This window comes from Vampirovibrio chlorellavorus, from assembly GCF_003149375.1.
GTDB classification, from domain to species: Bacteria; Cyanobacteriota; Vampirovibrionia; order Vampirovibrionales; family Vampirovibrionaceae; genus Vampirovibrio; species Vampirovibrio chlorellavorus_B.
In genome coordinates, this window is sequence record NZ_QFWH01000011.1 from 1 (window position 1) to 13,822 (window position 13,822).

The 13,822-nt window shown below is 55.3% G+C and carries 8 protein-coding genes; 3 read left to right on the forward strand and 5 right to left on the reverse strand.

The window, feature by feature from the left end; genetic code table 11:
* Positions 1 to 178: 178 nt before the first annotated feature.
* On the reverse strand, positions 179 to 778 hold the full coding sequence (locus DF283_RS12410) for a type II secretion system protein (RefSeq protein WP_303675201.1): 600 nt from the start codon (positions 776 to 778) through the stop codon (positions 179 to 181).
* Positions 779 to 1,796: 1,018 nt separating this feature from the next.
* Here DF283_RS12410 and ffh point away from each other — a divergent pair.
* Both ffh and DF283_RS12420 read left to right on the forward strand, forming a co-directional pair.
* Complete coding sequence (gene ffh, locus DF283_RS12415; RefSeq protein ID WP_303675202.1) at positions 1,797 to 3,338, forward strand: signal recognition particle protein; 1,542 nt, start codon at positions 1,797 to 1,799, stop codon at positions 3,336 to 3,338.
* A gap of 199 nt (positions 3,339 to 3,537) precedes the next feature.
* Positions 3,538 to 4,746, forward strand: coding sequence for a hypothetical protein (locus tag DF283_RS12420; RefSeq protein WP_303675203.1), 1,209 nt, complete (start codon positions 3,538 to 3,540; stop codon positions 4,744 to 4,746).
* A gap of 199 nt (positions 4,747 to 4,945) precedes the next feature.
* Here the strand turns inward: DF283_RS12420 and DF283_RS12425 are convergent, their stop codons facing one another.
* The 4 genes from DF283_RS12425 to DF283_RS12440 form a co-directional block, all read right to left on the reverse strand.
* The gene (locus tag DF283_RS12425; protein ID WP_303675204.1) at positions 4,946 to 8,032 is read right to left on the reverse strand and encodes an efflux RND transporter permease subunit; all 3,087 of its coding nucleotides are present in this window, start codon (positions 8,030 to 8,032) and stop codon (positions 4,946 to 4,948) included.
* A 1-nt stretch (position 8,033) separates the two neighbouring features.
* Complete coding sequence (locus DF283_RS12430; protein WP_303675205.1) at positions 8,034 to 9,272, reverse strand: efflux RND transporter periplasmic adaptor subunit; 1,239 nt, start codon at positions 9,270 to 9,272, stop codon at positions 8,034 to 8,036.
* Positions 9,269 to 10,567, reverse strand: coding sequence for a TolC family protein (locus DF283_RS12435; RefSeq protein ID WP_303675206.1), 1,299 nt, complete (start codon positions 10,565 to 10,567; stop codon positions 9,269 to 9,271). The genes DF283_RS12430 and DF283_RS12435 overlap by 4 nt, the downstream gene beginning before the upstream one ends.
* Positions 10,568 to 10,676: 109 nt before the next feature.
* Positions 10,677 to 11,141: a hypothetical protein gene (locus DF283_RS12440; protein ID WP_303675207.1), complete on the reverse strand. Its 465-nt coding sequence runs from the start codon at positions 11,139 to 11,141 to the stop codon at positions 10,677 to 10,679.
* 373 nt (positions 11,142 to 11,514) lie between these two features.
* On the opposite strand from DF283_RS12440, the gene katG reads away from it, so the two are divergent.
* The gene (gene katG, locus DF283_RS12445; protein WP_303675208.1) at positions 11,515 to 13,761 is read left to right on the forward strand and encodes a catalase/peroxidase HPI; all 2,247 of its coding nucleotides are present in this window, start codon (positions 11,515 to 11,517) and stop codon (positions 13,759 to 13,761) included.
* The last annotated feature ends 61 nt before the right edge of the window (positions 13,762 to 13,822 follow it).

Below are 13,822 nucleotides of genomic sequence, written 5' to 3' on the forward strand. Positions count from 1 at the left end.
CATACAAAATCCCATTAATTACTGCCCGATCCGAGCAACGGGGACGCCCATTCATGTTGATTGGCGGCAGATACTCCCGAATCGCTTCCCATTGTTTATCACTGAGCTGAATGTACATGGTGCCATTCCTCCAAGTTGATTGGAAGAATGACGTTCAACTTTTGCAAAGGGTTCTAATTTAATTCCAGCTAAACCAACTGGGATCGACGTCTGCGCTTCGAACACCGTCACTACTAACGGTATTGGGATCAATGGTGCTGTAAGATTTGATTCTACCGTTATAATAGAGGAAGAAGACAACGGCGTTGGTATTGTTGGCCGTTCCATCCGGATCCAAGTGAAACCAGAGCGCGTTTAATGCGTCCGTTCCGGCAAAACTGATGGTTGGCACCACTAATAATCTGGCGCCATTATGCAGCAATAGGCACTGACCACCGAATAATGAACAGGAAACACTCGCACCGACCGGTGCCCCTCCGTTTGCATTGATAACGGCCGTGTTGCCAGTGCTTACGTAGTTCATGTAAGGCGTTAAATCACCCACCTTGGTGCTGGCCGTTACTTGGTTGGTGGCAGAGTAGCGCTGATACGCTTCGGAAATCATGGCCGCAGCTTCTTTGGCAATGGCGCTATTTCTGGCGTCTTGCTGAGTACTTAGGATTTTGGGGATGGTGAAGGTGGCGATGACCCCCAGAATGGCTAGCGAAATGAGTAGTTCTGCCAAAGTAAAGCCTGTAAGAGTTCTATAGGAATTGATCCGTTGAATATGCGTCCGCACGACGTGTCTCCTAATAGGCCGGTTTTAGAGATAAGCAATTTATCGGTGCAAGTTTGCAAAACTTTAGCAGGGTCCTGGTAGATTTTTGGAAATCGCATCTCTAGTTCCAGCTGAACCAGGCGGGATCGCTGGAAGGAATGGCTGAGCGGTTCTTCGAACAGGTTGTTCCTGTAGTAGTTGAGTTCCATTTAGTGCTAGCGTCCAGGTTAGACTCGGTTGTTAGTCGCCCGTTTAAGTAAATGTAAAACCGAACGGCTTTGCCACTGCCGGTGGTTAGCCCACTGTAGCCAGGTTCGGGATCAAATGTGTATAAGACTGCCGTGGGGGTGCCATTACAAAAACCGTCTTGACCCCAGTAATAGAGTACGCCCCCATTATGTAAATGGTAGCAGACTCTTGTTCCAACGCCACAGGTGTAAGAACTTTCTCCATTGACGCTATCGACTTCAGAGGTTAAATCCAGCTTGGTGTAATTCAGGTAAGGCACTAAGTCTCCCGCTCTCATCGTGCTGGCATCATTGCCTGATAGCTGATATGACATGTAAGCGCCAGATAACATGGCTGCAACTTCTTTAGCGGCGGCGTTGTAGCGGCCATTTTGCTGAGAGGTGAGAATTTTAGGGATGGTAAAGGTGGCAATCTCGGCCAGAATCAGTAGAGAGACCAGTAGCTCGGCCAGTGTAAAGCCTTGTAATCTTAACGGGAAGCACTTAGGTTTGCTCTGTCTGTCTGTCTGTCTGTCTGTCTGTCTTCATACATCGATTGAAACTCCGTGCAGGGATATGTAACAAAATTGGGCTTTTTTTGACCTCTTCTAGATGTGTACCTACGAATGGATAGTCTCTCGAGAGGCTAAATAGGTCTGAACGTAATTTTTTATCGGCACTGTCGGGTAAAACTTTAAAAATGGCTGGCTCCACGGTCATGCGGTGTCAGTGGGTGTTTTTTGTCGCTGAGGGAAACGTGTTTTTGAGGTAAAATCTTAAATCCAGCGATTAATCTTTAGGAACCCTCACTGATGTTTGACCAGCTTTCCGACCGCTTACAGGACGTTTTCGCCAATTTCAGAGGCGATCGGCAGCTGACGGAAGAGAACATGGAAGACGCCCTGCGGGAAGTGCGCCGGGCCTTGCTGGAAGCGGACGTCAGCTTGCGGGTCATCAAGGCCTTTATTTCCCGGGTGAAAGACCGGGCCGTGGGGGAAGCGGTTCTGAAAAGCGTCGAGCCCGGCCAGCAGTTGATTAAAATCGTCCATGACGAGTTGGTCATCCTGATGGGGGGGGAGACTCAGGCGCTCAATCTGGCGGGACAGCCCAATATTATGGTGCTGTTTGGCTTGCAGGGTTCCGGGAAAACCACCACGGCGGGCAAACTGGCTTTAAAGCTGCGCAAGGAAGGCCGCAAGGTGCTGCTGGTGGCGGCGGATGTCTATCGTCCGGCTGCCATTCAACAGTTAATCACCCTCGGCAAGCAGATCGATATCCCGACTTTTACCATTGAAGGTTCCAAAGACGTGCTGGAAATTGCCCGCACCGGGGTGGCTCAGGCTAAAGCGGAGGCTTATGATACGGTGATCGTGGATACCGCCGGTCGGCTGCAGGTGGATACCGACATGATGGCCGAACTCCTGCTGGTGGAGCGGGTGTTGCAACCGCAGGAAAAGCTATTGGTCATTGACGCCATGACCGGACAAGAGGCCGTGGCCGTGGCGGAGACGTTTAACGCCCAACTGGAAGTAACCGGCATTGTGGTTACCAAGCTGGACGGGGATGCCCGGGGCGGAGCGGCCCTTTCCGTGGTGGAAGTGACCGGCAAACCCATCAAGCTGATTGGCACCAGCGAAAAGCTGACCGGCCTGGAGGTGTTTCACCCGGATCGCATGGCCACCCGCATTTTGGGTATGGGCGATGTGGTCAGTCTGGTGGAGCGGGCCCAGGAAGCGTTTGATATGGAAGAGGCCCAGCGTCTGGAAGAAAAAATGCGCAAGGACGCTTTTTCTTTTGAGGATTTTCTGAAGATTCAGAAGTCCTTTAAAATGCTGGGTTCTATGGAACAGATTTTGGGCATGCTGCCCATTCCGGGCATCACCAAGGAAATGCGTGAGATGATCTCCCACAGTGGGGAAGGCCAGATGAAGCGGGTGGAGGCCATGATCTCCAGCATGACCCTGGCCGAGCGCCGCAAGCCCGAGCTGATTAACGAAAGCCGTCGCCTGCGCATTGCCAAGGGCTGTGGCATGAAAGACGCTGAGCTGGAGGCTTTTTTGCGCCAGTTTGAGCAAATGCGCATGGTCATGAAGCAGCTCACCCGGTTTACCGATAGCATGAAGCCCGAGCCGGAGACTGCGGTGGGGAGTTCAGGCGGCTTGAAAATGCCCCGCAGCATTAAGAAAAAGAAAAAAGACCCCATGGCCGAGATGATGCAGGGCATGGGTGGGTCTGGTTTTCCGGGAATGCCGGGAATGCCTTCCGCGGGTGGGGGAATGCCGGATTTATCCAAACTGAAAATGCCCAAAATGCCCAAGGGTGGAAAGTTTCCGCCGGGATTTTTCGGGAAATAGGGCCTTAAGCCTATATCGGGCATCCTGATTGGGCGGCCGAGCCGCTTTGCGTGCGTCTGTTGGCGGGCCATTTGGGCCTGTACTTTTCGTTGTCGGTTGACCAGTCAGTCTCAAATTTAAGACTTGGGGCAATAATTGTTATTTTAAATTTTTATATTAAATATATACCTTCTCGTTCCCAACTCTGAGGATATAGGCTATGGTCAACATCAACCCGAGCATCTCGGCGTTCAATCGTAAACCGGTGACAACGCCCACCCCCAATAGCGCCAATGCGGCCCGCAATGCGGCGACTGCGCAGGCAACAAATCTTTTAACCCGGCAGCGCAATACTGCCGGTCGTAGTGGTTCTCAAGCCTTTTCCTCCCCGATTATTTTGCAGATGTTGTTGTCCTTTTTGCAATCGCTTCTGGCGATTTTGAGAAATATGAAACCGCCCGCCCCAACCCCCACGCCAACCCCCACGCCAACGCCCACGCCCACGCCCACGCCTACCCCTACGCCCACGCCCACGCCCACGCCCACGCCCACGCCCACGCCCACGCCCACGCCCACGCCCACGCCCACGCCGACGCCGACGCCGACGCCGACGCCCACCCCCACACCCACACCCACCGGCCCGATTGAACCCGGGAGCCTCAAGTTGTCCGATATTCCCGTGGACGCCCGAGGCAACATGACCACGGCCTTTGTGAATCAGTTGTTCAAAACGGCCAAGCCCGTGAATACTCAACTTCTGGATGACAAAGATCCTTCGGGTCTCAGTAAGTTTGCCCGTGTCGGCTTGCGCATGCTGGGGCACGATCTCTACGACGGTGAAATTAATGGCGATGTAGCCTTCCGCACCCTGTTAGCGCCGGATGCCAGCCACAACCGGGGCATATTCCAGGGCTCCAAGGATACCCCCCAGCAAGTTGCCGCCAACAAGGACATGGTGCGCAAATGGGGAGAACTGGATCTGAAGGATGATGGCAAAGTGAATGGCAGCGCCTATATGAAACTGATCGAGGATGTCTGGCCGACCACCGATCATGTTCCCATTCCCGGATTCGCCAAAGATATCACCACCAAAAGCGCCAGCCTGAACGCCGCGGAAATGATGCGTGCCACGCCCAACGTGGAAACCCCGCAAGGCGTCACGGACTTTACCAAAACTTCTCCGGTGACCGCCAAGGAACTGCTGAACTTCTCCCTGTGGGGGCATCGCATCCTGGACCGCTCGTTCAAAACCGATGAACTGGCCAAAGATGCCTTGACCAACCCCCGCTCCCTCGACTTTGGCTTAACCCAGTTCAGTCCAGAAACCCGGGCATACATGAACAGTCTGTCCACGGACCCCAACGCCACTTCCACGGTCGGTATTGGCGTACTGAACCTGCTGATCAAATTGTCCAACAACTTACGATAAGTCAGCGGTTTTTAAAGCCCTTCAATCCCTCGTCTATGGATAGGCGGGGGATTTGGGCCGATCTTTTCTGTTTTCCCCTTTTCCCATGTTCACAGTGTGGTTGGCCGGGGCTTCAACGGGTTGCCGGCACATTGAATGTCATCGCAGCCACTTGCGCTACGACTGATCTTAATTCGAGGATCTGAATCGTTCGATAATCTTAATCCGGCACCGCCGGTTGCCGCTGACTCGGCCCCTGCGTCCAGCTATAGATCACGGGCAGAACAATCAGGGTTAAAAACGTGGCGCTGAATACCCCGCCGATGACCACGGTGGCCAGTGGCTTCTGAACTTCCGCGCCAGCGCCTTGCGATAACGCCATGGGCAGAAAGCCCAAAATAGCCACCAGCGCGGTCATCAGAACCGGTCTTAGTCTGGTTTCGGCGGCCAGTTGTATGGCCCGGGGGAGGGGATGTCCTTCTTTCAGATATTGGTTGATGGTCGATACCAGCACCAGACCGTTCAGCACAGCCACCCCGAACAGGGCGATGAAGCCGATAGAAGCGGGCACGTTCAGGTACATGCCCCTCAGCCACAGGGCGATGACACCCCCAATCAGGGCGAAGGGAACGTTCAGCATCACCAGCAGGGAATGGCGGACTGAGGAAAAGGTGGCCATCAAGAGCAGGAAAATCACCACAATGGAGAGCGGCACCACCATCATCAGCTTTTGCATGGCCCGTTGCTGGTTTTCAAACTGGCCGCCCCATTCAATGTAATAACCCGGCGGCAGATGAACGGCTTCCTTGATCTTTTGCTGGCCCTCTCGCACAAACGATCCGATATCCCGGCCATCCACGTTGCACATCACCACGATGCGGCGCTGGGCGGATTCCCGGTTGATAACCTCAAGCCCTTCCTTTGTCTGGATATTGGCCACCTGTCCCAACGGAATGCGCTGGCCGGTGCTGGTATCCAGCAACAGGGACTGCAATAAAAGCGGATCGGTCTGGCTGCCCCCGGGAAACTTGACCCGCATGGTGAACCGCTTGCGGCCCTCCAGCACTTCTGATACCGGTTCTCCCAAAACAGCGGTGCCCACCAGCGCTTTCAGGTCAGAAATCTGAACGCCATAGCGGGCCATTTTAACCCGATCCGGGGTGATGACAATTTGAGAACTGCCTTCCAGCTTCTCAGTCTGCAAGTCCCGCTGGCCCTTAACGGAGCGAATAACCCGTTCAATTTCGTGCGCCTTTTCCCTGAGAACGTTGAAATCCTCGCCAAACAGTTTAACGGCAATATCGGAGCGTACCCCGGAAACCAGCTCATCCACCCGCATGGCAATGGGCTGGGTGAAGTTAAAGTGGGTGCCGGGAATATCCCGATTCAGGCGACGATCGATTTCGGCCATTAATTTCTGCTTGGTGATGCCCGGTCGCCAGGTGGATTTTGGGTTCAGCATCACGTACACGTCCGCTTGATACACCCCCATGGGATCGGTGGCCAAGTCGGGACGGCCCAGTTTGGAGACGGCCGTCTCAATTTCAGGAATATCGCCGATGGACTGCTCTATCTGGGTGGTCACTTTCATTTTTTCGGCCAGTGAGATACTGGGCAGGTTGACGGTCTCAATCAGGATGTCCCCTTCATCCAGCTGGGGCACAAATTCCGTTCCTAAAAACGGAACGCTGGCCACGGTGAATACAAACAGGGCCACGGCAATGGAAACGGTCATGCGGCGGTGGGCCAGCGCCTTTTCCAATAGGCTGAGGTAAGCCGGGCGAATTTTTTGGATGAAAAAGTTCTCCCGTTCTTCGACCTTGCCCTTGAGGAAAAACGTGCAGAGTACCGGCACCAGCGTTAGCGCACAGATGAGAGAACCCAGCAGGGCGAAACAGACCGCAAACACCATGGGCGAAAACATTTTGTACTCCATGCCCTCCAGCGCCAGCACGGGCATGTAGACCACTGTGATGATCAAAATCCCGAACAGAATGGGTCGGGCCATTTCCTTCAGGGATTGCCGCACCACGGCCCCGGTGTTGGGAGTCACGCCCGGTTCGGCATGGGCCAGCTTGCGCACGGTATTTTCCACCATCACAATGGCCCCATCCACGATCATGCCAAAGTCAATGGCCCCCAGGCTCATGATGTTGGCGGTCAGGCCCAGGGCCTTCATGCCCATCAGGGAAAACATCATGGAAATGGGAATGACCACGGCCACAATCAGGGCCGCGCGCAGATTACCCAACAAAAGTAGCAGCACGGCGATGACCAGCATGCTCCCTTCCATCAGGTTGGTTTGAACGGTGTGAATGGTTTGCTCCACCAGACGGGTTTGATCATAAAAGGGCTTCAACTGAATGCCCTCCGGCAGGCTTTTGCGAATCTGCCGGACTTTCTCCTTGACCCGTTCAATGACTTCCCGGCTGTTTTCGCCTTTCAGCATCATGACCAGTCCGGTGACCACTTCTCCCTGTCCATCCTTGGTCACGGCGCCTTGGCGCAACGCGTCTCCCAGGCCAATTTGGGCAATATTTTTCAGGGTAACCGGCAGGCCGCCTTTACGGGAAACCACGATGTCGCCAATATCGTCCAGGGTTTCCACCCGCCCCAGACCCCGGATAATGTACTGTTCGGCCCCGTGTTCGATGATGCCGCCGCTGTAATTTTGGTTGTTGTTTTTCAGGGCGGCAAACACGTCCTGCAAGGTCAGGTCGTACTGGGTCAGCCGCTCCGGGTACAGGGTGATCACGTACTCCTGCGTTTGCCCGCCCCAGGTGTTCACCTCATTGACCCCCGGCACGGTTCTCAGTTGATATTTAATGTCCCAGTCGTGCAGGTTTTTTAACTCTCTGCTGGTGTAGCCTTTGCCCTCCACCACATACTGGTAAATTTCCCCCATGCCGGTAGAGATGGGCCCCAGTTGGGGGGTAACGCCATCCGGCAAGCGGGAGCGCACGCTTTGCAGGCGTTCATTCACCAACTGGCGGGCAAAATAAATGTTCACGTTATCGTGAAAAACAACCGTGACGATGGAAAGCCCAAACTTGCTGACCGAGCGAACCTGCTCCACTTTTGGCAAGCCGTTCAGGATCGACTCCAGGGGAACCGTCACCAATTGTTCCGCCTCAATAGGCGGCATACCGGGCGCCTCCGTAATGACCTGCACCTGCACATTGGTCAGGTCGGGGAAGGCGTCAATGGGTAAACTGCGGTAGGCCCAAATTCCCCCCAGAATGACGAAGGCAAAGGCCAGACAAACCAGAAAGCGCTGCTTGATGAGGTTGGCAAGAAACTGTTCCATCTTAGTCCTCTCCAAGCTGTTTTTTCAGCATTTCGCCCTTCAGGGTAAAACTGCCCTCGGTCACCACCGGGGTTCCTGCCTTCAACCCCTGACGAATAAAGTATCCGGTGCTATCCTGACTGTCGATGGTCACGGGCTGCTTCCGGTATTGGTTGTTGCCCAGCGGGATGAAGACAAACGCTTCCCGTCCGTACTTTTGCAGGGCTTTTTCGGGAACAAACGGCATGCTTTCCCGGCTGGCGGAGTCAATTTCAGCCTGCCCGAACATGCCGGGTTTCAGGCTGTAGTCCGTGTTATCCAAAAAGGCCCGAACCATAAACACGGGGCTTTGGGCATTGGTATTGGGCGGAATGTAATTGATGCGACCCATAAACACCCGCTTGGGCAGACTGTCGCTGGTAAAGCGAATGCTCTGGCCTAGCCTCAGTCCGGCCAAATCCTGGGGATACACGGTCATATCCAGCCAAACCCGGGACAGATCCGCCACCTCGTACAAAATTTGATCGGCGCTGACCGTGTCGCCCAGGGTAATGGTTTTCCGGGTGACCACCCCGCTGCGGGGGGCCACAATGGGACTGCCGGTTTGCAGGCGTTCGGACTGACTGTCGAAGGCGACCCCGTAGGTGCCCAGCAAGGCCTTTGCTTCTGACAGCACGTGGGTTTTATGCTCCTCATAACCGCTTAAGGCGGATTGGGCCAGCTCCAGTTCGGATTGGGCCAGCAGCAGGTCTTTGCGGGGGGAAACCCCATCGGCGTAAAGCGCTTTTTCCCGCTGGTAGTTTTGCCGGGCCAGTTTCAGGCGGGTTTTTGCCTGCTGTATGGCGATTTCATTGTTGTGCAACTCGTGAATGGAAGCGGCCTGGGCCTTGACCACTTCCTGATTCCGAATCACGGCCACGGTCTGGCCTTGCCGAATCCTGTCGCCCAGATTGGCCTGATCCTTGATGAGCCGCCCCCCCACCAGCGAGCTGAGATGAAAGACCTGATTCTCATCGGCCTTGACTTCCGCAATGGTGCTAATCCGGCTATGGTGGGGCCGATCGCTGACCCGTGCCACCTGAATGCCGCTTTTGCGGACGGCCTCTGGCGTCAGGCGCACGAGATCGGATGAGGCGGCCTGCTTGAGGGCCGGTACCGCTTCGGGGGTGGGGGCCCCGCACCCGGACAGGAAAATCAGTCCGGCCAGCACGGTCAGTCCGCTGAGAGAAAATAATGGGTAACGTGGACGAGCGGTTTTCATAATCCGGTTCCTATCGCTTTTTCTAAATCGCTAATGGCATCCTGATGATCGCGAATAGCTTGCATGTAGCCCAGCCGGGTATTGATAAAGGCCTGCTGGGCGTTAATGGGGGTTAGGATGGAGGACTTGCCCTCCCGGAAACTCAACTGGGCCAGTTTAACAATGCGCTCCGCATCCGGTAGCAGCTCTGTCTCATAGCGCTTCAGGCGTTGCTGGCTGGCAATGAAGGCCGTGTGGGCGTTTATAACCTCATAGGTAATCTGGTTCCTCAAGGCCTGTTGCGTGAGCTGGAGTTGCCGTTGGCGGGCGGACTCCTCTTCAATCGGGCCTTGTTGCCGGTTAAACACAGGAATATCCAACGCCCCAATCACATAAACATTTAACCGCCGTTGGCCGGGTTCAGCCACCAAATCCGGGCCAGCGGAAAGGTTCAGGTTGGGGATGCGGTTGCTTTTGGCCAAGGCCAGACGTTGCCGCGTTAAGACCTCGTTTAACCGATTTTCCTGAAGTTCGGGCCGGATTTTCAACGCTTGCTCAATCAGAAGACTCAGGTTCAACGCCGATTCGGTCAGTGAAGCCTGCAAGGGCTGTCCGGCCTTCGGTGGCGGAACGGTCAGTAGGGCTTCCTGGGCAAAGCTGGGTGGGGCGGCCAAAAGCTGCTCAGGCGTAAGGGGCTGAAACAGCAGGGCGCTCAGTTGATTTCTGGCGGAGACGACCTGATAAAAAGCGGTTTGATGGTCATTTTTAGAGTTGGCAAAGGCAATTTGAGCCCCCAGAACATCCACTTTGGGAATGTCACCCATGGTCTCCCGTTTTTGGGCGATGCTCAGCAGGCGCTGGGTGGTTTCAACAATGTCCTCATAAGCCTTCTGGCGCTCCATGGCCGTATAAAGCTCTGTATACGCTTTTCTCACCCCCGTTCGCAGTTCCAGAAACCGGGCTTTGGTGGTGGTTTCCGTGATTTGGTTCTGGGTCTCGGCGACGGCAATCCGTTTTTTGCGCTTGCCGCCCAGTTCCAGGGTTTGTTGCAGGCCTAGCCGATAGGTTTTTTCAGCAATGCCGTTGTCGGAAACCAGCATGGGGTTCAAGCGGGCCTTGGCTGTGGTGATCTGGGCCTGACTGATCTCTTTTTGGGCTCGTGCGGCCTGATAGTTCAGGTTATTGCGCGTGGCCATCTCAATGGCAGCCTCCAGCGTGATGACCGGTGGCGTCTCCGCCCGGCCCGAGGCCGGCGCATGCACTAGTAAAATGACCGACAATACGACAGGTAAAACGTTGAACAATGGAGAACGCAAACCAAAATCTCCTTAATCCTTTGACTGTGGGTGTGACTATGGATGGGGATAGGCAAGCTCAGGCGAAATTCAACCTGATTGCGGGACAATCAAAGCGGATTAAGTTGATTTAAAGGAGCAGAGCGATGGTTTGGCGGAAACGCAGCGCCTGACTGGACGGCGGTGGATGGGCGTATAACTGGGGCAGGGCTGTTTTTTGGCCGGTCAGGGGGTTGACCATAAGCAGGAATCCGATCAAAACGGCCTGTGTCGGCTCAAACGAGCGCGCAAATCGGTTTTCATGGGCGATAAACGTACTGGCATCCGTTTTGGAAAGCAGAATCTTGTGATCGGGCTTGTCCGGGTGGCGATGATGAAACTGGTTTTCCGCCGCTTTGGAGATTCCCGGATCATGGTGATGCAGCACCAGCGATTCGTTTCCTCGGGCATCCGCCTGAATGGTCAGGGCGTGAGGCCCATCCACAACCAGGGTGAGCGCGGCCAGGGATTCAGGCGTGAACAAGCCCAGAACCACATAGAGAATCAGCCCAATCAGGGCGCTCCATCGCTTGGGGTTGAGACTGAACGTTTTCAATTGCCCGGGTTCCCGACTTGGCCGTGTGGCGGATCTGGTTTCTCATATTATGCCAGAAAAGCACGTACAACGCTCCTGCTTCTTGCTGGGCTTGTGGATGATAAAAGGGGTATGGGTGCCCGGGCATTTAATTTTGAATTTTTGAATCCGATGGCATGGGAGAGAGTGTGTCAGGTGGCAGGCTGCCCTGTACAGTCCCCGGCGGGTGTGCAGGGGGCCGACAGGCCACCGTTGGGAAGCGGGCCGGATGGCAGGGGCCGGGCGGCTGGTTAATGCCGCTGTGCTGAATGCGGAATCGGATTTTGCGGAAGGGTGTATCATAGTAGCTGTACGTTTGATTCTCCCGTTTTGAAATAAAAAGGTGATTTGAACCATGAAGATAAAATGGGTGTTAAAAGCCTCTGTATTGATGAGCCTGTTGGGGATTTCCCTGGCTTCGACCATTGCCCTCAGCGAGACTCTGGACAAAGGCGAACCGAGAACCAACCAGTTCTGGTGGCCCAACCAGCTTGACCTCAGCATACTGCGTCGTCACACTTCGGAGTCCGATCCGCTGGGGAAAACCTTTAACTACGCCGAAGCGTTCAACAGCCTGGACTTGCAAGCTGTCAAGAAAGACATTAACGACTTACTGACTACCTCTCAGGACTGGTGGCCTGCGGATTATGGCAATTATGGCCCGTTTTTTATCCGCATGGCCTGGCATAGCGCTGGCACCTATCGGTTAACCGATGGACGCGGCGGCGCGGATGGCGGACAACAGCGATTTGAGCCGCTCAACAGCTGGCCCGACAACGCCAATCTGGACAAGGCCCGTCGCCTGCTTTGGCCCATCAAGCAGAAGTACGGGAATAAAATTTCCTGGGCCGACCTGATGGTTTTAACCGGCAATGTGGCCCTGGAAAATATGGGATTCCAGACCTTTGGTTTTGCGGGCGGACGGGTGGATGACTGGGAGCCGGATCTGGTTTACTGGGGGCCGGAAACCAAATTTTTGGCCAGCGAGCGCTACAACAAGGACGGCCAATTAAAAAATCCGCTGGCCGCCGTGCAGATGGGCCTGATCTATGTGAACCCGGAAGGCCCCAACGGTAAGCCCGATCCGCTGGCTGCGGCCAAGGACATTCGAGAGTCCTTCGGGCGGATGGCCATGAATGATGAGGAAACCGTGGCCCTGATTGCGGGCGGTCATACCTTTGGGAAGGCCCATGGGGCGCATTCGCCCACATGTGTGGGCCCGGAGCCTGCCGCTGCCGGCGTCGAGAAACAGGGCTTGGGCTGGGAAAATAAATGCGGCAAGGGCAACGCGGGCGATACGGTGACCAGCGGCCTTGAAGGGGCCTGGTCCTTTAACCCGACCACCTTTACCACCCAGTATCTTGATAACCTGTTTGCCTTCGACTGGGTGCAAACCAAGAGTCCCGCCGGAGCGATTCAATGGGTGGCCAAGGACGAATCGGTGGCCAAGCTGGTGCCGGATGCCCACGATCCGGCCAAACGGCATGCGCCCATCATGTTCACCACCGATCTGGCCCTCAAGTTTGACCCAACCTATCGGGAAATTGCCAAGCGCTTTCAGGAAAATCCCAAAGAATTTGAACGGGCCTTTGCCAAGGCCTGGTTCAAGCTGACCCACCGGGATATGGGCCCACGAGGTCGGTATCTGGGTGCGGAGGTGCCCAAAGAGGAACTCTTGTGGCAAGATCCGGTGCCGATGGTCAATTACAAACTGGTTGACGATGCCGATGTGAAGGCCCTCAAGGCTGAGATTCTGAAGTCCGGCTTGACCGTGCCTGAACTGGTTCGGGTGGCCTGGGCCTCGGCGGCCAGCTTCCGGGGCACGGACCTGCGGGGCGGGGCCAATGGCGGACGGATTCGTCTGGCCCCTCAGAAGGATTGGGCGGTGAATAACCCGGAAGAGCTGAGCAAGGTGCTTCCCCGGCTGGAGGCTATTCAGAAGGGCTTTAACGCCAAACTGAAGAATGGCAAGCAGGTTTCTCTGGCGGACACCATTGTACTGGCCGGAACTGCCGCCATTGAGAAAGCGGCCAGGGACGCCGGATACAAGGCGGTGAGCGTTCCGTTCAAACCGGGCCGCACGGATGCCTCACAGGCGCAGACGGATGTGAACGCCTTTACTGTGCTGGAGCCCTCCGCTGACGGTTTCCGTAATTACTTCGGGCAGGATAACCCCAAATCCCCGGCGGAAATGCTGGTGGAGCGGGCCAGTCTGTTGAACCTGAGCGTGTCGGAGATGACCGTTCTGTTGGGTGGCTTGCGCACCCTGAACGCCAATTACCAGCAGTCTCCGGCGGGGGTGTTTACCAGCCGTCCGGGAACCCTGAGTAATGACTTTTTTGTCAACTTGCTGGATATGTCTACCCAGTGGAAGAAGGCCGCTGGTTCGGACAGCCTGTACGAGGGCTATGATCGCAAGACCGGCGAACGGAAATGGACAGCCACCCCGGTGGATCTTGTGTTTGGTTCCAATTCCGAACTGCGGGCCGTGGCGGAAGTCTATGCCTCGCAGGATGCCCGGGAAAAGTTCCTGCAAGACTTTATTGCCGCCTGGACCAAGGTGATGAACCTGGATCGCTACGAGAACGGCCAAAAAATCTAAAAAATCGAATTGATTCTGGAAGTCTGCCCTGGGTGCGGCGCGGTTTGACTGCGTCGCACCC

What these genes read in the sequence shown, in the direction of transcription:
- ffh (WP_303675202.1), top strand. Translation starts at nt 1,797, where the DNA reads ATGTTTGACCAGCTTTCCGACCGCTTACAGGACGTTTTCGCCAATTTC.
- DF283_RS12420 (WP_303675203.1), top strand. Translation starts at nt 3,538, where the DNA reads ATGGTCAACATCAACCCGAGCATCTCGGCGTTCAATCGTAAACCGGTG.
- DF283_RS12425 (WP_303675204.1), bottom strand. Translation starts at nt 8,032, where the DNA reads ATGGAACAGTTTCTTGCCAACCTCATCAAGCAGCGCTTTCTGGTTTGT.
- DF283_RS12430 (WP_303675205.1), bottom strand. Translation starts at nt 9,272, where the DNA reads ATGAAAACCGCTCGTCCACGTTACCCATTATTTTCTCTCAGCGGACTG.
- katG (WP_303675208.1), top strand. Translation starts at nt 11,515, where the DNA reads ATGAAGATAAAATGGGTGTTAAAAGCCTCTGTATTGATGAGCCTGTTG.